General features: G+C 54.3%; 17 protein-coding genes. 6 read left to right on the top strand and 11 right to left on the bottom strand.

Annotated elements, in window-relative coordinates:
• From CLV44_RS09950 to CLV44_RS09940, 3 genes are all read right to left on the bottom strand, one after another.
• Positions 1 to 1527 (bottom strand): BCCT family transporter, encoded by a 1527-nt coding sequence (locus CLV44_RS09950; RefSeq protein WP_211298123.1) that lies wholly within the window; start codon positions 1525 to 1527, stop codon positions 1 to 3.
• Positions 1528 to 1678: 151 nt separating this feature from the next.
• Positions 1679 to 2680, bottom strand: a complete 1002-nt coding sequence (locus CLV44_RS09945) for a dipeptidase (RefSeq protein ID WP_245912656.1) — start codon at positions 2678 to 2680, stop codon at positions 1679 to 1681.
• 13 nt (positions 2681 to 2693) lie between these two features.
• Complete coding sequence (locus CLV44_RS09940; protein WP_106591976.1) at positions 2694 to 4136, bottom strand: aldehyde dehydrogenase family protein; 1443 nt, start codon at positions 4134 to 4136, stop codon at positions 2694 to 2696.
• Between the two features lie 127 nt (positions 4137 to 4263).
• Between CLV44_RS09940 and CLV44_RS09935 the strand changes: the two genes are divergently transcribed.
• From CLV44_RS09935 to CLV44_RS09920, 4 genes are all read left to right on the top strand, one after another.
• Complete coding sequence (locus CLV44_RS09935; protein ID WP_106591975.1) at positions 4264 to 5160, top strand: LysR family transcriptional regulator; 897 nt, start codon at positions 4264 to 4266, stop codon at positions 5158 to 5160.
• A 292-nt stretch (positions 5161 to 5452) separates the two neighbouring features.
• Positions 5453 to 7162, top strand: a complete 1710-nt coding sequence (locus CLV44_RS09930; RefSeq protein WP_106591974.1) for a hypothetical protein — start codon at positions 5453 to 5455, stop codon at positions 7160 to 7162.
• A 10-nt stretch (positions 7163 to 7172) separates the two neighbouring features.
• A complete protein-coding gene (locus CLV44_RS09925; RefSeq protein ID WP_106591973.1) occupies positions 7173 to 7910 on the top strand; it encodes a DUF3726 domain-containing protein in 738 nt (245 codons plus the stop codon).
• Positions 7911 to 8006: 96 nt separating this feature from the next.
• The gene (locus CLV44_RS09920; protein ID WP_106591972.1) at positions 8007 to 8732 is read left to right on the top strand and encodes a sulfite exporter TauE/SafE family protein; all 726 of its coding nucleotides are present in this window, start codon (positions 8007 to 8009) and stop codon (positions 8730 to 8732) included.
• A gap of 23 nt (positions 8733 to 8755) precedes the next feature.
• Here the strand turns inward: CLV44_RS09920 and CLV44_RS09915 are convergent, their stop codons facing one another.
• From CLV44_RS09915 to CLV44_RS09895, 5 genes are all read right to left on the bottom strand, one after another.
• Positions 8756 to 9535: an enoyl-CoA hydratase gene (locus tag CLV44_RS09915; RefSeq protein ID WP_106591971.1), complete on the bottom strand. Its 780-nt coding sequence runs from the start codon at positions 9533 to 9535 to the stop codon at positions 8756 to 8758.
• Between the two features lie 82 nt (positions 9536 to 9617).
• A complete protein-coding gene (ttcA, locus tag CLV44_RS09910; RefSeq protein WP_106591970.1) occupies positions 9618 to 10541 on the bottom strand; it encodes a tRNA 2-thiocytidine(32) synthetase TtcA in 924 nt (307 codons plus the stop codon).
• A 130-nt stretch (positions 10542 to 10671) separates the two neighbouring features.
• Positions 10672 to 12243, bottom strand: coding sequence for a BCCT family transporter (locus CLV44_RS09905; protein WP_106591969.1), 1572 nt, complete (start codon positions 12241 to 12243; stop codon positions 10672 to 10674).
• Between the two features lie 216 nt (positions 12244 to 12459).
• Positions 12460 to 13935, bottom strand: coding sequence for a DUF3360 family protein (locus CLV44_RS09900; protein WP_106591968.1), 1476 nt, complete (start codon positions 13933 to 13935; stop codon positions 12460 to 12462).
• Between the two features lie 98 nt (positions 13936 to 14033).
• A complete protein-coding gene (locus CLV44_RS09895) occupies positions 14034 to 14804 on the bottom strand; it encodes a CLCA_X family protein (protein ID WP_245912655.1) in 771 nt (256 codons plus the stop codon).
• 275 nt (positions 14805 to 15079) lie between these two features.
• On the opposite strand from CLV44_RS09895, the gene CLV44_RS09890 reads away from it, so the two are divergent.
• Positions 15080 to 16654, top strand: coding sequence for a sensor domain-containing diguanylate cyclase (locus tag CLV44_RS09890; RefSeq protein ID WP_211298120.1), 1575 nt, complete (start codon positions 15080 to 15082; stop codon positions 16652 to 16654).
• 46 nt (positions 16655 to 16700) lie between these two features.
• Here CLV44_RS09890 and CLV44_RS09885 read toward each other — a convergent pair whose 3' ends face one another.
• Together CLV44_RS09885 and CLV44_RS17420 are read right to left on the bottom strand one after the other, a co-directional pair.
• Positions 16701 to 17351, bottom strand: a complete 651-nt coding sequence (locus tag CLV44_RS09885; protein ID WP_281257821.1) for an SDR family NAD(P)-dependent oxidoreductase — start codon at positions 17349 to 17351, stop codon at positions 16701 to 16703.
• 41 nt (positions 17352 to 17392) lie between these two features.
• The gene (locus CLV44_RS17420; RefSeq protein ID WP_211298118.1) at positions 17393 to 17536 is read right to left on the bottom strand and encodes a hypothetical protein; all 144 of its coding nucleotides are present in this window, start codon (positions 17534 to 17536) and stop codon (positions 17393 to 17395) included.
• Between the two features lie 336 nt (positions 17537 to 17872).
• Here CLV44_RS17420 and CLV44_RS09880 point away from each other — a divergent pair, with 336 nt between their 5' ends.
• Positions 17873 to 18424, top strand: a complete 552-nt coding sequence (locus CLV44_RS09880) for a hypothetical protein (RefSeq protein WP_106591965.1) — start codon at positions 17873 to 17875, stop codon at positions 18422 to 18424.
• A 16-nt stretch (positions 18425 to 18440) separates the two neighbouring features.
• On the opposite strand, the gene CLV44_RS17225 is transcribed toward CLV44_RS09880, so the two are convergent.
• Positions 18441 to 18725, bottom strand: coding sequence for a hypothetical protein (locus tag CLV44_RS17225; RefSeq protein WP_146139992.1), 285 nt, complete (start codon positions 18723 to 18725; stop codon positions 18441 to 18443).
• Positions 18726 to 19198: the final 473 nt, after the last annotated feature.

The raw sequence follows: 19198 nt of genomic DNA, 5'->3' as shown, positions 1-19198 counted from the left end.
TCAGAGCCCCTGCTCTCGGGCCATCTGGCGGGCAATTTTAGGGGCCACCCACAAAGACGGCAGCAGTATCAGAGATACCGGTACGGCAGTAACGACAATGAATGACTGCAGTGCCGAGATACCGCCGGAACCAATGGAGATCAACAGTGCAGCCATGACCCCCATGATGATGCCCCAGAAGACGCGCACGCTACTTTGCGGATGGTCGGTACCCGTCATGACCATGGAAACGGCATAGGTCATGGAGTCACCGGTCGTTGCCACAAAAATGGTGGTCAGCACCAGGAACAACAGTGAAATCAGGAAGCCCAGCGGCAGCTGCTCGGTAATCGCCATCAAGGCCGCCGGCAAGTTGAAACCGCTGAAAGGCTCAGAGATGACACCCGGATTGTCGAGTTCAAAGGATAAACCGGCACCGCCGACAATCGTGAACCAGAAGCAGGTAATGACCGGGGCGACGACCGAAATCAGCAGGATCATTTCGCGAATGGTACGGCCACGGGAAATACGCGCCACGAACATCGCCATCAGCGGACCATAGCCCAAAAACCAGCCCCAGAAGAATACGGTCCACCAGTCCAGCCAGCCGGTATCGGCACGGAAGGTCGCCATGGGAATGAATTCGCTGACATAGATACCAAACGACTGCAGATAGCCGTCAACGATAAAGCCGGTTGGCCCCATCACCAGAATGAACGCCATCAAAGCAACCGCCAGAATAACGTTGGCGCGGCTCAGAATCTGAATACCACGGGTTACGCCGCTCACGGCCGATAGGGTATACAGACCAATCAGCCCTACCAGGATAATGACCTGTGTCAGGTAGGTATTGGGAATGCCAAACAGCTTCTCCAGACCAAAGCTGACCTGCAACCCCAGAAAACCGATCGGCCCCACAGTACCCGCGACCACTGCCAGTACACAGCAGGAATCAACAATTGCACCCAAAGGTCCTTTCATCACTCGATCACCCAGTACCGGATACAGCAGGGTACGTGGCTTCAGCGGCAGCCCCTTCTCATAATGCAGGTACATAAAGATGATACCGGTCAGGCTCCCCAGAATCGCCCAGGCCAAAAAGCCCCAATGCATGAAACTCTGTGCCAGTGCGTTATAGGCCGCTTCAACCGTGCCGGTCACGGCACCATCTCCGGCAAACAGTGGCGGTGGCGAGGTAAAATGCGCCATTGGTTCCGCCGCCGCCCAGAACACTCCGCCTCCGGCCAGCAGCGTACACATGATGATGGAGATCCATTGGAAGGTACTGATATCAGGGGTGTCGGTGCCACCCATGACCACGCCGCCCGTGCGCCCGATGGCCAACACCAGCCCGATCAGAAAGGTCAGTAACAGCAGTACCTGCCAATAGGCACCAAAGAGTCTTGTCGAGCCGGCAAACGCCGTATTGACCCAGCTGGACACCAGCTCGATATCATAGAGCGCGAACGCGGCAAACAGGACAAGAAGCCCCCCGCTGATGAAAAACACGGGCAGGTCCACGCCTGAAAGCCATGACTTGCTTGGCATATCCAGCTCCCGGCTGTCAGTCACAGCGCTTGTGGTTGTATTCATGGTAGTCTCCTGTAGAGCTTTTATCGTTATAGGTTCGGAGATTCAGGGGCGGGGGCATGCAGCCACAGACGCGGCTGCACGGTTATTCGGGAATCAGGGTATCGGTTCAACCCTGGGATTTGAGCGCATGGTCCAGAAAGTTCAGCCAGTTACGCCCCATGATGCGGGCAACGTCCTCATCACTGAATCCTCGCGCTTGCAGACCGGCGGTCAGATTGGGGAAATCGCGGCTGTCACGGAACCAGGAGAGCGGTCGCGGCCAGTCGGCATTGGACTTGGAGCCTTCGCCATAATCCTTCTCTTTTGACCAGCGGCCGTTGCGCATCCACTCCAGTACCGACAGCGGCTGATCCTGACACAGATCGGTACCGATACCGATCTGCTCGACGCCCATCAGGTCAGCGGTACGCGCCACCATGTCGCAGAACTCCACCAGGGTGCAATCAGGGCCGTTCTTGAGATGGAACGGATACAGACTGAACCCCAGCAGACCGCCGGATTCGCCCAACGCCTTGAGCACCGTATCCGATTTGTTGCGCTTGGCCTCATGAAAACTGATCGGGTTGGCGTGCGAGATCACGATCGGACGCTCTGACAGTTCAATCGCGTCCAGCGTGCTGCGTTCGCCACTGTGGCTCATATCAACCACCATGCCGACACGGTTCATCTCGCGGATGACCTGCTTGCCGAACCGAGTGACACCACTGTCTTCCGCTTCATAACAACCGCAAGCCAGCAGGCTCTGATTATTGTAGGTCAGCTGCATGATCATCAGGTTCAGCTCACGCATCACCTCGACCATGCCGATGTCATCTTCAATCGGTGAGCAGTTCTGCGCCCCGAACATGATGCCCACTTTCCCCAGTGCCTTGGCGAGACGAATATCATCCGCGCTTTTGACTGGCATAATCAGATCACTGCTGTACTCGAAGTGACGGTTCCACTCGGCAATACGCAACAGGGTTTCGCGGATCTGCTCGTGGTAGACAATGGTGACATGCACCATGGTCACGCCGCCTTCACGCAGCTGTTCGAAGATCTGCCGGTTCCAGTTGGAGTACTGAAGCCCGTCGATCACAATGAGGTCGTTGTGCAGGTTCTGGTTCATGGCCCGGCTCCGCTTACGCACGCATGTAGGTGGTTTTAACGACGGTGTAAAACTCCTTGGCATAAGTACCCTGCTCACGCGGGCCAAAGCTGGAGTCCTTGCGACCACCAAACGGCACGTGATAATCAGTGCCCGCTGTCGGCAAATTGATCATTACACAACCGGTCTTGGCATTACGCTTGAAGTCGGTGGCATATTTCAGTGACTGGGTGCAGATGCCGCCGGTCAGACCGAAGTTGGTATCATTCAGGGTCGCCAGCGCCTCTTCGTAATCTTTCACTTTGATTACGCAGGCAATGGGAGCAAAAGCTTCTTCACGGTTGATGCGCATATCGTTGGTGGTGCCGGTGAACAGCGCTGGGCGCATGTAGTAGCCTTCGGTGTCTTCATTCAGCACTTCGCCACCACAGGCCAACTGTCCGCCTTCACGCTTGGCCAGCTCCAAATACGCCAGATTTTGCTCCATCTGGCGGGCATCAGCCACGGCACCGATATGCACACCCGCTTTCAACGGATGACCGACCACCAGTTTCTGCATGCGCACTTTTACCGCTTCGACAAAGCGATCATGAATGCCTTCAGTGACAATCAGACGGGAAGAGGCGGTACATTTCTGGCCGGTGCCGCCAAAGGCACCGCTCACCGCACACTCGACGGCATTGTCCAGATCGGCATCATCCAGCACCACCAGTGCGTTCTTGCTGCCCATTTCCAGCTGACATTTGACCAGATTGACTGCCGTCGCCGCCGCCACCTTGCGACCAGTCTCCAGTGAGCCGGTGAAAGTCAGCGCATTGATATCGCGGGAATTGATCAGCACATCACCGACTTCTGCACCCGGCCCCATCACCAGATTGAACGTTCCGGCCGGCAGCCCCTGACGGGAGATAATTTCGGTCAGCGCCCAAGCCGATCCCGGCACCTGATTCGCCGGTTTCCACACTACGGCGTTGCCAAAGGCCAGCGCCGGCGCAATTTTCCAGGCACCGGTAGCCGTCGGGAAGTTCCAGGGAGTGATGATGCCAACCACACCGACCGGTTCACGGCGGGTTTCAATTTCAACCCCTGGGCGCACAGAGTCGGCGGTTTCGCCCATCTGACGCAGCACTTCAGCCGCGTAATAATGGAAGAACTGGCCGGACCGATAGATCTCGCCCGCACCTTCAGCCAACGTCTTGCCTTCTTCACGCGCCAGCAACTCACCCAGTTCGTCCTTGCGCGCAATCAGTTCATCACCAATGCTCATTAATACCGAGTAGCGCTGTTCCAGACCGCTTTTCTGCCACTCTTCCTGGCCTTGACGTGCAGCGACGATGGCCGCTTTTGTCTGCACCTGGTCGGCTTGAGCGTACTGGCCAATCACGTCACTGGTGTCAGCCGGGCTAATGTTGGCGATGGTGGCTGCGCCGTCGACCCATTCACCGGCGATGTAGTTGCGAAAGATTGATTCAGACATGATGACCTCCAGCAAAATTGATGGACTCATCATAGGCAGGGTGATCTAATAATAAAAATTAATAAATAAAATTTCCTGATAAGCAATACTTATCAAGAGCCCACGCCACGTGATCGGGATACACCCCATGTTGCCAGAATTGAAAATCGCCCAACTCAGACACTTTGTCTGGGTCGCGGAACTCAAGGGCTTTCACGCCGCGGCTGAAAAAGCCCATCGCACCCAGCCCGCCATCTCGCTCTCGATCAAGGATCTGGAAAACAAGCTTGGCGAATCCCTGTTCGAAAAGCGCAATGCCAAATCAGCCAACGCTGAACTGACCCCTTTTGGCCAGCACTTCCTGCCCCAAGCCAAGGAACTGATTGCGCATCACGATCGCATTGCGCAGGACATGACGTTGATGGCTGAACACAAGACCGGCCACCTGCGACTGGCGTCAGTGCCGTCCATCGCCAGCCGCATGTTGCCGGATATTTTGTCCCGTTTCGTAGCGCACGCCCCGGACCTGCATATCAGCTGTTTTGATGACAACGCCGCCGCAGTGCTGGATATGGTGGAACATCAGCAGGTGGACTTCGGTATCGCCAGCCTGCTCCAGACAGACGAGCATGCAAACAAAACCTTCATTCCGCTCTGGCATGACCATGTCGGTGTTGTCTGCCGCAATGATCATCCACTGGCGAACAGCGACTCGCTGCACTGGGCCACTCTGCGCGAGCATCGGTTGATCAGCAACGGCACTTCACGGCTGCTAGAGGGCACCGAAGCCGCCCCCCTGCTGGAGGACTCCCAGTTCTATATCTCCAACATGATTTCACTGGTTGCGATGCTGGAAGCCGGTCTGGGCGTCACCACTCTGCCCTGGTTTGCCTTCCCCCGAGAAAGCAGCACCCTTACCTTCATTCCCTTGACCACACCCGAAGTCGTGCGCCGTATCGGCATTGTGCGCCTGAGTAACAAATCTCTTTCCCCCGCCGCACAGGCATTGGTGCAATTCATCCTGGCCCAGAACGAACCGGGCTGAAATGCACTGACCCGCCGCTTTCATCGGCACGATTAATATAGAAAAAATAATGGGTTTGGCGGCTTTGATAAGCCGCCCTTATCAGCCGATAGATCCTTCTCATTTGTCCCCACGCTCGGCTTTGACCAATATTAAGACCGTCATTGAAGGATGTTCCGCTCTTCCCCCCACGTGCATGAACAGGAAACCTGCATGGATACCACGCAAACCCGGGGTACTCCTGTATTGCGTTGCCACGCCGTAATGACACCTTACAGAAACGAGATGTGTAGCAACTCAGAGGACCACAATAATGATAACGCTTGCTGCTATTCAAACATCGATGCGGGGAGATAACGCACTCCCACTGCGCCCTGCCGCGCAGGTGATGAATCTGGAGCGCTTGGGCTCCATACATCAAAGCCGGCTCAGCTTCATGCGCAGCCTGGTTCGCCGCATCATGCGCGAGCGCTGGCAGATCACCCCAGTACGCTTCGAACTGGATGCCGAAGGCTACGGCCACGTCGTGTACGAGATCAAAGCCCCCCAAGGGCTGTACAGTTTTGTACTTTTTTCCAGCTATCTTTCCCCCGAAGCCCGCAATGACCGTGTCATTGCCACTCAGTGGGACCTGACCATGGCACTGGTCGCCGGGCAGGTCGATGATATTTATCTGGAAAAACTGCGCCAGAATGTTCCAAAGCAGGAAGCCGGACGCGTGGATGCGCGGGTATTCGTTTTGTCTCGTGCCAATCGCAGTGCCCGCAACTTCGACTATGTGGTTGACCAACTGGCCAAGGGCGAACAGCCCGACATTCAGCAGATCGCCAAGGTAGGATACCTGTATCGCACAACCGCCGTTTACGGCAGCGGTAAGCTGGGCATGGCCGACTGGGAAAAAGTACGCAGTCACTACCAGGACTTCGCACGCCCTTTCGCTGCTGAAATGTTCGTCTGCCTGATGCTGCGCAACTTCAGCCTGGTGCAGGCTGAACATATTGCTCGTCAACGCACCCCCGACACTTTCCAGCCGATGCGGCCGGAAATCAAACGCTATTTCGGTATCGGCAATTCTACCGGGCTGGGTATGGCCCCTTATCTGGTCAACCACCCGCTGCTGATCAACCGCTGGGTTGAAATGCGTGAACTGGCGCTAGCCCGCGTACGCGCACTGGGCGATATTTCCCCTCGCATCCTGCTCCAATTGAACGAACTGATTGCCCGCTGTGCCCAGCACACCCGTGAGACACACACGGAAGATCAATGGCAAACGGAAAACAATCGCCGCACCCTGCGGGATCTGGACGCGCTCAGCACCCAGCTGCAAGAACCCTTGCATGATTGGGACCGGCTCATCGAGTGGAGTGAAGCGCACTGCTCACTGCAGGGACAGGAGATGCTGACCTCGATTCTGCTGGAGCTCTACCCGGCACTGGTGGATGACCTTGAAGATTACTTCTGTGCTGAAGAGTTCCTCGATCTGGACCCATTGATGCCACTGCAAACACTGAAATCGGTCATCGAAACCCGCTATGCCTGGGCTCTGGACACCGATTTTTCGGCCGAAGGCGCCCGTGACACCTGCTGGTATCGCTCAGAAGAAAAAATGGAGCCGCGCCTGGGCAGCATTATCGATGCACAGGCACGCAAGAAGCAGATGGCTTTGGGCGTAGGCTACGCAGTGCGCCGGTGTTACGACCATTTATGCGCCTATATTGAACAGAACCCGGATCATAACACTGCACGTTTCATGGTAGCCCGACCCAAATTGCGCGGCATTGTCCGCCGCATTCAGAGCATGAACCGCTGCATTTACGGCGATATCCAGGCCAACCTGCTGGACCGCAACGTACTGCCGATGCATCTGCTGCGCTGTAAGCTTGCCTTCTTCGGCGTCAGCAAATTTGACCCGCGCTCTCGGCTGTGGGTACGTAACACCATGTTCCAGGGAGCCCCGTTGCTGGAAGACATCGGCAACCGCTTTGGTGATGACTGGTTCATGCCATTGGCACCACAGCAGTAAGGAGTCGCCCATGAATATTTCCATGAATGAACTGAAAGCGGCCCTGCGCCGCTGCTTTGAAGCCAGCGGTTATTTCGTCGGCAATTATGAAGATGCCGCCAACATGATCCTCTGGCTGGAAAAGCATGGCCTCAACGGCCTTAAGGAGCTGGAGCACGCGCTTCCCTTCATCGATGAAGACAGCAGCAAGCCATTGAGCAGTGTCATCTATGAAGACAGCACGTCAGCAATCATCGACAGTCATGGCCGTAGCGCACTCAACTGCATTGCAGCGGCTGTAGATCTGGTCCATGCCAAGGCACTGGAAAGCGGCATTGCGACCGTGACCGTGCATAACTGCCATAATCGCATGTTCGTGCTCAAGGCGCTGACCGACTGCGGCCGCCGCGGCATCAGTGTTGCCGCCTACTGGCAAAATGGTGATCAAAACATGACCGAGTATACGGCCGCCATCAAGGCTGGCGAGCGCTACCCGAGCTATAGCGAAGCCACCACCTGCCTGAGCGCCAGCCCGGAAGACAAGCAGGCACTGACGATCATCTGCAGTTCACGCGTTAATCTGTCGACCACTCTGAACCACCGCAACACCCGCTTACTGGATGCCGAACAGGTCGAAATAAACAAGGAGCACAGCGTCAATCAGGGCATCGAAATCAGCCCGGCGCTCTGGGCGGAAATCAACCGCATCGGCGCTGCCGTCCTGGTCGAAAACAGCGATCGCTCACGGGCGGATGCCGGCGGCCACTGAAGCCGGTACCATCTCGATTAATCTATTTTAAACCAAACCCCCGGACAGGTTCGCACTAACCTTGACGGGGGTTTTCCACATCTAAGGATCGGGTCAATGCTTTATACACTTCCCGAACTGCTGGCCGTTCTGGTGGTCGCCGCTGGCGTCTTTGTTCAGTCTCGCATTGGTATCGGCTACGGCCTGCTGGCGGCTCCCATTCTATACCAACTGAACCCTGCCTATGTGCCGGTGCCGATCCTGATGGTTGGCTTCACACTGGCCGTGGTGATGGTGATACAAGGCGTACGCACCCTGCGCTGGCAACGTATTTTGCCTGCGATTGCCGCACGCATACCCGGCGCATGGTGCGGCGCATTACAGGTGCAGGCAATGAGCCAGGCACTGCTGGGTCTGTTGCTGGGTGCAACTTTACTACTGGCGACCTTACTCAGTTGGCAGACGATTAAATTGCGTACCACAACAACCAGCATGACGCTGGGCGGCTTCTTTTCCGGTTTGATCGGTACTGCCACGGGTATTGGTGGCCCACCCATGGCCTTGGTGTATCAGGAGCATGATCCGGCCGCCGCCAAGGCAGAACTGGCCGGTTTCTTTCTAGTGGGCACACTGATTTCATTAGCCATGCTGTACAGCGCAGGTCAGCTGGCAGGTAGCCACCTGTGGCTGGCGCTCAAGCTGTTACCCGGTGTCGCACTGGGCAGTTATCTGGGCTGGCGTTCCGAACGGGCCTGGCCCGTTAACCGGATCAAGCCCTGGATACTGGCCATTTCACTGACAGCAGCACTATTTCCGATCACTCAGGGCTTGATGGCACTCTAACGCCATTTGCCCCGCGCGTACTCTCAGCGGTGCTGCCAGTGCGGTGTGCGCTTGCCGATAAAGGCGTCAATCCCCTCCTGAGCATCTGGGGTCTGCATATTGTCCACCATCACTTCACTGCAGACAGCATAGGCTTCGGCCAGCGGCAACTCGCGCTGTCGATAGAACGCCTGCTTGCCGATCTGAAGGGTGTGACGGGACTTGGATGCAATCTTGGCCGCCAGCGTAGCCACCGCCTGCTCCAGCTCGGCCGCTGGCACCTGCTGGTTGATCAACCCCATATCGCAGGCGCGCTGCGCATTGATCAGATCACCGGTCAGCAGCAACTCCATGGCATGCTTGGGCTGAACGGCACGACTCAGGGCAACCATGGGGGTGGAACAGAACAGGCCAATATTGACGCCAGGGGTGGCAAAGCGGGCGGTATCCGCCGCGATTGCCAAGTCGGCACTGGCGACCAACTGGCAACCGGCCGCTGTCGCCACGCCGTGTACCTGGGCGATGACCGGAACCGGCAAACTTACAATCCGCTGCATCAGCTGTGAACAGGTCTCAAAAGTACAACGGTAATAGGCTTCCTCGCCCTCACCCAGCATCTGTTTAAGATCGTGCCCGGCACAAAACCCCTTGCCGGCACCGCGTATCACCACGCAACGCACGTTGGTATCATCAGCAATGGCATCCAGCTCGGAATGCAGTGCCTGCATCAATTCCAGGGACAGGCTGTTGTAGGCATCAGGGCGGGATAACGTCAGCGTGGCCACACCTTCGTGGTCATGACGGTCGAGCAGTGATTGAGACATGATGGCTCCCAGTTGTTCTTATTCGGCTTGTTTATTAGGGTAAGCCCGAATATCCGCAAAAGGGAGCAAGAGGTCAAGCGGATCAGAGCGACAGGATGTCGATCTTTTCCATCATTTGAACGCCGGAACCGTTGGCACCGGTCTCTTCATCATCATCCAGCGGCCCCATGATCGTGTCGGCTCCAGGCACAATGCCATGCGCAAAGCCAAGCTGCAGCCCCTTGAAGTCGAACAGCTGATGATCTGCCAGGTGCGACGGCACCACGTTACACAGGGCGCGGAACATGGTCTCGATACGACCGGGGTTGGTCTTGTCCCAGCCCTGCAACATCTCCTTGATCACCTGACGCTGCAGATTTTCCTGCGAACCGCACAGGTTACAGGGAATGATCGGGAATTCGCGCAGCTCGGCATATTCGGCAATATCCTTCTCGCGGGCGTAGGCCAACGGCCGAATGACCATGTTCTTGCCGTCGTCGGATACCAGCTTGGGGGGCATCGACTTCAGCTTGCCGCCATAGAACATGTTGAGGAAGAAGGTTTCCAGAATATCGTCACGATGATGGCCCAGCGCGATCTTGTTGGCACCGATCTCATCGGCAAAACCATACAGGGTGCCGCGACGCAGGCGCGAGCAGAGTGCACAGGTGGTTTTGCCTTCCGGCACCACCGATTTAACGATGGAATAGGTGTCACGTTCGACAATGTGGAACGGCACCCCGATCGACTCAAGATAATTGGGCAGTATTTCTTCCGGGAAACCGGGCTGCTTCTGGTCCAGGTTGACCGCCACCAGCTCAAAACGGATCGGCGCGCTCTTCTGCAGATTCAGCAGAATATCGAGCATGGCGTAGGAGTCCTTGCCGCCGGAGAGGCACACCATCACCTTGTCGCCATCTTCAATCATGTTGAAAGCGGCTATGGCCTGCCCCACTTCACGGCGCAGACGCTTCTGCAGCTTGTTGAGGCGGGTCTTGATCTGCTTGTCGAGGCTGTCGGTGTGCATAGGGCGCTTCAGGAATCCACTGGTTAAAATTCAAGCGCGGATTATACCTGAAAACAGGGCAAGGTAATAAGGCACGGAATGATCGAACGTCCCGATGGCTACGGTAATCCGCGCCATCGGGATAACAGGTTCAGAGCCCCTGTTCGCGCGCCATCTGACGGGCGATGCGAGGTGCGACCCACAACGAAGGCAACAACACCAGTGACACTGGCACAGCCGTTACCACAATGAAGGACTGCAGCGCAGAGATGCCACCCGAGCCGATGGAAATCAGGATTGCCGCCGTCACCCCCATCATGATGCCCCAGAAGACGCGGACACTGGTCTGCGGATGGTCGGTACCGGTCATCACCATGGAAACGGCATAAGTCATGGAGTCGCCTGTCGTCGCCACAAAGATCACGGTCAGAATCAGGAACAACACCGACACGATTGAACCCAACGGTAATTCGGAGGTAGTCGCCATCAGCGCCGCAGGCAGGTTGAACCCGCTGAACGGCTCGGAGATTACACCCGGATTTGCCAGTTCAAACGAGATACCCGTCCCGCCGACTATGGTGAACCAGAAGCAGGTAATCACCGGCGCAACCACAGAGATCAGCAATACCATCTGACGAATCGTGCGGCCACGCGAAATGCGCGCAACGAACATCGCCATCAAAGGTCCATAGCCCAGGAACCAGCCCCAGAAAAATACCGTCCACCAATCCAGCCATGCCGTGTCCGCACGGAACGTCGCCATCGGTATGAATTCGCTCAGGTAAATGCCGAAACCCTGCATGAAGCCATCAATGATAAATCCGGTCGGACCCGCCAGCAGAATAAAGGCCATCAGCGCCACCGCCAGAATGACATTGGTACGGCTGAGCAACTGGATACCACGGGTCACACCACTTACGGCAGACAGCGTGTATACCAGGATAAGGCCGATCAACACGCACACCTGCGTCGCATAGGTATCGGGAATGCCGAACAGAAATTCCAGACCAAAACTGACCTGCAAACCCAGAAAACCGATAGGGCCAACAGTACCCGCAACCACAGCCAGCACACAGCAGGCATCAACGATGGCACCAAAAGGCCCCTTCATTACCCGCTCACCAAAGACAGGATACAGCAGTGTACGCGGCTTCAGCGGCAATCCCTTTTCATAATGCAGATGCATGAAAATGATGCCGGTCAGGCTGCCAAGAATGGCCCAGGCCAGAAAGCCCCAGTGCATGAAGCTTTGCGCCAATGCGTGGTAAGCCGCCTGTGCAGTGCTCGTTTCCGTTCCCTGGGCCGCAAAATGTGGCGGTGGTGACAGAAAATGAGCCATCGGTTCGGCCGCTGCCCAAAACACACCACCGCCTGCCAGCAGCGTACACATGATGATGGAGGTCCACTGAAAGGTGGAAATGACCGGTGCTGTCAGCCCGCCCATGACCACACGACCGGTACGCCCGATTGCCAGTGCTAATCCAATAAAAAATGTACACAACAGCAACATCTGCCAATAGGCACCGAACAGTTGTGTGGAGAAAGCGAACGCTGCATTGACCCCGCCGGACACCAGCTCCAGGTCATACATGGCGAGTACTGCGAAGAGTATCAGTGCCCCGCCACTGATGAAAAACACGGGGAGATCAACACCAGCCAGCATTGATCGATTGTGCGAGTCCATCTCCCGGTCAGCTGTCGCTGCCTGAGTGGTAGTGGTCATAATGGCCTCCCGGCCGATTGGAATTGATTAGAAAATACAGCACGCTGTAGACGCGTACCGTTTAAGGGGTGCGCATTGTACGCATTTTCATGGTAATTGGCTCGCACAACGTCCAAAAACAGCAACAATTATTTCGATGACCCGTTGCGGATAGTGGAGACAGTGAGATGCAGAAACGAGCGGGGCCAGCAGAATGCCGGCCCCGAAAGGGCAAACTTAGTGCAGTTCGCGGAAGGACTCGAGCAGCGGGGGCAAGCCCGGGAACATACCGATACCCGCCATCAGCAGGCAGAGAATAACGAACACGATGCCAGGCACAACCCAGCGTCCCATGTGGCCAAGATCCTTGCCGCGTTCTTTACAGCCGATCAGACCCAGGTTATCCAGCAAGACCGTCAACGACCAGCCAAATACCGGGTTGACCAGCGCCGAGGAGAAGATCACGACTGCGGCTGACTGGGTGGTTTTACCTTCACGGGTCATCTGCATGCCAGCTTCCAGCAACGGCAGGTACACGCCCACGATCAGCGCCACACTCAGTACCGGTTGCCAGATTGCGAGGTCCATCGGGTAACCCCAGATGGCGGCTACAACACAGAGCAGGCCCGTCAGGATGGCACCGCCTGCGATCGGACGACGTGCGATTGCCGCCGGTACAATGTAGGTACCCCAGGACGAAGCGATGTTACCGCCCCCCAACAGACTGCCGGTTACCTGACGTGCGGACGCCGCAACCATGGTGTCATCGATGTCCATCAGCACTTTTTCAGTCTTGGGCGGATAGTTGATCTCCTGAAACACACGATGACCCAGAAAGTCCGGCGACCACATGGCAACCGCCAGAACCGCAAACGGCGCGACCGCCAGGAAATGATGCAATTCAGGCAAGCCCAGCTGCCACCCCGTGCTTTCGCCCCACCAGTAAGCGGGGTTCAGATTCGGCATCCCCGGCTCAGTGGTAAACTCGAACGGTGCGCCCAACGCAAACGACACAACAGCCGCCAGCACAGCACCCAGCGGAACTGCCAGCCAGCGCATCTGGATATGCTCAAGATAGGCATACATGAGGATGGTGCAGATGATGACAATGAAGGCCAGATAGGCCATATCAAAGCCTTCAGCCCAGGCGAACAGATTTTTGATCTGACCGGTAATGCCAATAAACCCAAGGTATAGCAACAGACCGCCACAGACCCCATTACTGGTCAATTTAGCCAGTAAGCTGCCGCCCTTGGTGATACCCAAAATAAAACCAAGCACGCCGATCATCAGACCCAATGCCATTGGATGGCCGCCGGAAGCAACGATCAACGGAATCAACGGAATCAACGGGCCATGAGTGCCCGCAAGGTTTGCCTTGGGATTGAGGAAGCCTGAAATCAGCACCACGAACAGCACGGCCGCGATCAGCAGTTCATAGCGTACATTTTCAATAACAAATGCGCGGGACAGACCCAACTCAGTTGCAAAAGCAGCGACAATCGCCGCCACCATCACGATTTTACCGATGGTGGCGGCCATGGCCGGTACCCAGTCTTCTATCTCAAAGCTGAAATCACGAAACGGCAAGTTGGGACGCCAGCGCTTGGGCTCCATAATTTGCAATTCATGATCGAGATACTCGGCACGTGTGGCAAAATCTGCACGTGGCTTACGCCGTCCTTGGTAGCCAGATTTATTTACGTCGGTCATAAGCTCTTCTTGGTGTGGAATGAAAAGCCCGCGATTCTAGGGATACACGACGCCAACAGCAATGAACACTTAGGCTAATACCACTAATTGTTCATGTATTAACGATATGTTTTGCTCAAAGCATGTCCCAAATGCAAAAAATAGTCGCAAAATGCCCTGTTAATTCGAACCCGCTGCTCAGCCAACGGATATACCCCTGCTTCAGCCTCCCGGGATTTCAGCGTGCCCTTGACCAGAAAATTATTCTTGATTGTACTGTCCTGCACAAAGGCCTCGAACGCACGCGCACACAACTCTTCGGGACGGCTGTAATAATGCACACCCAAACGCCGATCCATCTCAGCCGAGCACCGGAACAACTCACTGGGTGCCTGCCCATCGGGGGCCAACAAAATCGCCTGCAAACAGCGCACAAAATAGTCATTCAACGGGTGTGCCACGGGCGTCGCCTCTTCCAGCCACGCCGATGAAGCGAACATGCCCGATGGCGCGTCCATGAATACCTTGTCCGCCAAATAGTGATCAAGCGCATGAAACCATTCATGTGCAATGCTGCCAGGGCCTGCATTTTTGGCCAGCGCAAAGGTCCGCTGCGCCGGATCGTAATGCGCTGACACTCCAGGTCGACCACCTGTTCCATACTGCAAGCCCAAGGTACCACGCAAGGATATCAGCGATTCAGGGCCCTGCAGGATCTGCATCAGATCGCATAGCGCATCATAAAAAAGGCCTGCGGCTCGGTCCCGCTCAGCCGCCGTTACCCAGCGACCCAACTGTATGCAACGAAAATCAAACCGACGACGAATATCGACAAACGTAACGTCACGCCCGGCACGGTGGTCAGGCCCTTGCCTCGAAAACGCTTTCATCTGCCGCACCATTTAATCACCCTTCGATTGGAAGCACATTATGTACACATGATGACACACTGATTGTTAACCATATTATTGACAACCAAAAACAAACCTCAAGCAGCCATAACCACACAAAATCAGGCTCTTTAATGGCCGTTCGAGACCTGATATTCTGCGTTCGCTCTATTACCCGTAATTTAACGGCTAATTGCTGCCACACTTGGAACGCGTATATCCCCGGAAATACCGCTCTTAGGCTGCCCCCATGTTGTTCATGCGATGGTGTTTACGTGTCGATTAAAGCTTTTTTCCGTCTTGATCTGAGACGACTCATTCTGCTTCTGGCCTTCGCTACTGCAGCCATTACCCTGATCAACGGCCTGTACGCCAGCTACAAGGTACAGCGACAATTACTGATCGACCAGGCACTGGAAAATAATTTTGTCTACGCCAGCAAACTGGCCGCCTCCACTGACAACTTTCTGGATGCCGCACAGCAGCAGCTTGCTTACAGCGCGATGGAAATCACCTCCCAGCTGCACGATGAGAGCATGCTGTTCCAAACGGCAGAACGCCTGCGCAAACAAACTGACAGTTTCAACTCGGTTGTCATTGTCGATGCCAGCGGTATGGTATTGGCCACTTCACCGGATACCCTCCAATTACAGGGCGAACAACTGGCATCACCGGGTGCTCTACAAGCATTGAAAGAACAGCGTCCACTGATAAGCGCACCCTATATTTCAGCCGTTGGCAACCTGTTGGTTTCCATTTCACAACCATTGTTTTCAACAACCGGTGAATACCTGGGCTATATTGGCGGCTCACTTTACCTGCAAAAACGTAGCATCCTCAACGACCTGCTGGGCAAGCATTACTATCAAGATGGCTCGTATATCTACGTCGTCGACCAGAACAAACGCTTGCTGTACCACCCTCAACCGGATCGAGTCGGTAACATCGTATATAACAACACGGTCATTGATGCTGTTACTCAGGGCAAGTCAGGCACTGGTCGCCTCCACAACAGTACCGGCCTTGAAATACTGGCCGGCTATGCTCCCATCAACAACGCCGGCTGGGGTGTGGTAGCGCAAAGCCCTCTTAGTTCTACACTCACACCACTCAACACACTGATGCGTACGGTGGTGGATCACACTCTGCCGCTGGCCTTGATAACGCTGCTGCTGATCTGGTGGCTGGCACGCCTGATATCACGACCTCTATGGCAATTGGCCGACAGCGCTCAGAGCATGGATGAAAGCGGCTCACCCAACCGCATTCAGGATGTACGCTCCTGGTATTTTGAAAGCTCAGAACTCAAACGCGCCATGCTGATCGGTGTCAGCCTACTGCACAACCGCATGGGTAAACTGCAACTGGATGCTCAAACCGATCCCTTGACCGGGCTGAGCAACCGTCGCGGAGCCGAAAATACGCTGACATTGCTAAAGCATGAGCACACCCCCTTCAGCATACTGGCGATCGATATCGACCACTTCAAACGCGTCAATGACACTTATGGCCATGACTGTGGCGATCTGGCACTGAAGTCATTGGCACTGCTGATGCGCGCTTGCACCCGGAAGGATGACCAGGTGTGTCGCATGGGGGGAGAAGAGTTTTTGATCATCCTGCCCAACACCAACGAACAGGTTGCGCTGGAGCTGGCTGAACGCCTGCGCCTGAAAGTGCAAAATACCGAGATTGAGCCTATTGGAAAAATTACCGTATCCATTGGCATCGCGGGCTGGAATGATCAAAAAGTTGATACCGCCTACACCCTCAAGGCCGCCGACAAGGCGCTGTACAAGGCAAAAGCAGGCGGCCGCAATCGGTGTGAAGGGCATCATTCAGCAGGCTGACACCCACTGGCAGCGCCCCAGCGACAGTTCGCGAGTACGGCCCAGATCACTGACGCCGGGGCGTCGGACAATGCCCGCCATCGACATAGATGTTTTGCCCAGTGATCCATGCCCCCTGATCACTGCACAAAAATGTCACCAGATGGGCGATATCTTCACCAGCGCCGGCCCGCCCCAAGGCGATAAATGCATCAATCATGTCATCCCATATCTTGCCCCGCGGCACGTCATCCAGACGACTGGTATCGATAATACCGGGGGCCACCACATTCACTCGAATTTTCTTGGGCCCCAGCTCACGTGCCATGATTGTCGTCAGACCGTTGATCGCCACTTTTGAAGTCGCATAGGCACTGGTATCAGGTGCCAGCAGCTGGGCCGCCAGCGACGAAATATTGATGATCGCACCGCCCTCGCCCTGCTCGCTCATGTGCTTGGCAAAGGCGCGCGACATATAAAACGTCCCGTTCAGGTTCGTATCCATCACCCGCTGCCACGTCTCCAGTGACAATTCGGTGACCGGCACACGGTCTCCCCCACGCATAGCGCCTGCATTATTCACCAGAAAATCCACACGTCCGAACTCTTCGGCGACACGCAAAATCAACGCCTCGACCGCCTCGGGATCGCTGACATCAGACACCACCGGCAAGGCACGACGGTCCAGCTGACGAATTTCATCCGCAACCGATTCGATATCACGCCAGTTCGCTGCACGCTCATCTTCGGGATAATCCTCTACCGACGACCGGTACCAGTCAAAACGACATCACATCCTGCCTGCGCCAATGCCAACGCAATCGGCCGTCCAATACTGCGCATACGGCCCGCGCCGGTCACTACTGCAACCTTACCTTCAAATCCCGTCAGAGTGTACGACATGCCACCTGCCTCCTTGCCTGAATACCAGATAGATATATGCAGTCAATCGTCAACGTGACACAGGAAAAAAGCAACGTCCGACAAGACTAGGCATGAAGGTGGGGACAGCGAGCGGTACGCCCTACATTGCCGCTGGGTTAATAACAGAATATTAGAATTTTAATTCATTATTGATAACTATAAGCGACACTAACACCCTATTTCTTTCAACGAAATTAATCCCTTGTACATTGTTGAAAAGCTAAATTCTTCCTATAAAATAAATATCATATAAAATAATATATGTATCCAATATGGAACATATTTTAAAAATATAGATATATAACGGAGTGAAACATGGAAGTTCAAATGTGTACCCCATCGGATGATAATCTTATTATCATCGAATCCCTTCATGTATCAGGTATTCATAAATTAAGCGTTTCAACGCAAGTGTATCGACGCGTATACGGCATATGCCACTCTCAGGATGTTTATTTTGATGATGAAAAGCTAAACAAACCATTATCTGGGCTACAAATTTTGCAAAATTTCTTGAGTGGTGGTGATAGGGTTACTACGCAACCAACAGGCGAGGAGCGGGTCATTACCCGCTATATAGGTAGCCGAAACTACCTAAAGCCTGTTGGTGACCTGAACGTCAATAACGAGCTTGGAAAAGCACTATCAAAGGATTATTACCTTGGCAGATTGGGCCAGCTGTTCGCCTATGGAGCAGACCCTATACCAGACGTAAAGCTTTTCGGGAATGCCAGCATTACATTCTCAATGCCAGGTAATGGCGCTTACCCCGTAGCCGTTGCAGTCTATGATAGCGCTACAGGAAACCTTTCACAGGTTCTGGACCCTGTCGAAAAAAAACGAATGATTCTGGAATTAGTGAAGTAATTTTTAACAGACTTTCTTAGGTTCGGGTATTGGCAATGAAGAAATTAGCTATAGCATTTATCGTGGGAACATTACTTTCATTGATTCCCCTATTCGGGTATGACGCATTTCTATCAAGTCTGGATGCTAATATTGTGTCAGCAACTCCAACTGATATAGGTATGGAAAGTTTATATTGCGCAGGTGGTTTATCGGCATTTGGCTTAATTTCGACCATGATATTACTTACATTTAAATCCAAGCGCATAGTTGCTATGTATGTGGTCATATCCGCTATAGCATTATTTATCATATCATTCATTAAAATTAACCTAATGATTCCTGATACCGAAAACGCTTTGCTCTCAAGAGATATAAGCCTGTATACAATACCCTACTACCTTACCTTTACTGTAGTTCCATTGTTTTTTATGAGTAAAACGTTTCTAAACAAAGCGCCAACCTCATAAAGCAGATTAAAACCGACGAAAAGTCCGCTTAATTATTTAATGCGGCCTTTTTATTAGCGTTTAAATCTATTTTAATACGTTGATCGTATTATAAAAATTCAGACACTATGCACTTGCTGGCAGATAATAATATTTATTCTCATATAAGGCATAGTTATTCCTAGATTGCCGCCATAAGCCTAGGGAAGGCGTGATCAAGTCCGCCGCATGGGATAATGCTGGCTGCACATGATTGAGGACGCAGAGATGGATCAGCAACTTACATTCGCGGACAGCGAGTTCAGCAACAAGCGCCGTCAGACCCGTAAGGAAAAGTTCCTGGGCC

This window comes from Marinobacterium halophilum, from assembly GCF_003014615.1.
GTDB lineage: Bacteria > Pseudomonadota > Gammaproteobacteria > Pseudomonadales > Balneatricaceae > Marinobacterium > Marinobacterium halophilum.
The sequence above is the reverse complement of the archived record's forward strand: the minus strand, read 5'-3'. Positions and strand labels throughout refer to the sequence as shown.

Excerpts from the sequence above, each read along its gene's own strand:
- CLV44_RS17420 (WP_211298118.1), bottom strand. The coding sequence starts at position 17,536 with ATGTCGTACACTCTGACGGGATTTGAAGGTAAGGTTGCAGTAGTGACC.
- CLV44_RS09900 (WP_106591968.1), bottom strand. The coding sequence starts at position 13,935 with ATGACCGACGTAAATAAATCTGGCTACCAAGGACGGCGTAAGCCACGT.
- CLV44_RS17225 (WP_146139992.1), bottom strand. The coding sequence starts at position 18,725 with ATGAATGATATGATAAATAATGCTATAGCGGATATGACCACATACATA.
- CLV44_RS09920 (WP_106591972.1), top strand. The coding sequence starts at position 8,007 with ATGCTTTATACACTTCCCGAACTGCTGGCCGTTCTGGTGGTCGCCGCT.
- CLV44_RS09950 (WP_211298123.1), bottom strand. The coding sequence starts at position 1,527 with ATGCCAAGCAAGTCATGGCTTTCAGGCGTGGACCTGCCCGTGTTTTTC.
- CLV44_RS09940 (WP_106591976.1), bottom strand. The coding sequence starts at position 4,136 with ATGTCTGAATCAATCTTTCGCAACTACATCGCCGGTGAATGGGTCGAC.
- CLV44_RS09935 (WP_106591975.1), top strand. The coding sequence starts at position 4,264 with ATGTTGCCAGAATTGAAAATCGCCCAACTCAGACACTTTGTCTGGGTC.
- CLV44_RS09880 (WP_106591965.1), top strand. The coding sequence starts at position 17,873 with ATGGAAGTTCAAATGTGTACCCCATCGGATGATAATCTTATTATCATC.
- CLV44_RS09905 (WP_106591969.1), bottom strand. The coding sequence starts at position 12,243 with ATGACCACTACCACTCAGGCAGCGACAGCTGACCGGGAGATGGACTCG.
- CLV44_RS09925 (WP_106591973.1), top strand. The coding sequence starts at position 7,173 with ATGAATATTTCCATGAATGAACTGAAAGCGGCCCTGCGCCGCTGCTTT.
- CLV44_RS09895 (WP_245912655.1), bottom strand. The coding sequence starts at position 14,804 with ATGAAAGCGTTTTCGAGGCAAGGGCCTGACCACCGTGCCGGGCGTGAC.
- CLV44_RS09945 (WP_245912656.1), bottom strand. The coding sequence starts at position 2,680 with ATGAACCAGAACCTGCACAACGACCTCATTGTGATCGACGGGCTTCAG.
- CLV44_RS09930 (WP_106591974.1), top strand. The coding sequence starts at position 5,453 with ATGATAACGCTTGCTGCTATTCAAACATCGATGCGGGGAGATAACGCA.
- ttcA (WP_106591970.1), bottom strand. The coding sequence starts at position 10,541 with ATGCACACCGACAGCCTCGACAAGCAGATCAAGACCCGCCTCAACAAG.
- CLV44_RS09915 (WP_106591971.1), bottom strand. The coding sequence starts at position 9,535 with ATGTCTCAATCACTGCTCGACCGTCATGACCACGAAGGTGTGGCCACG.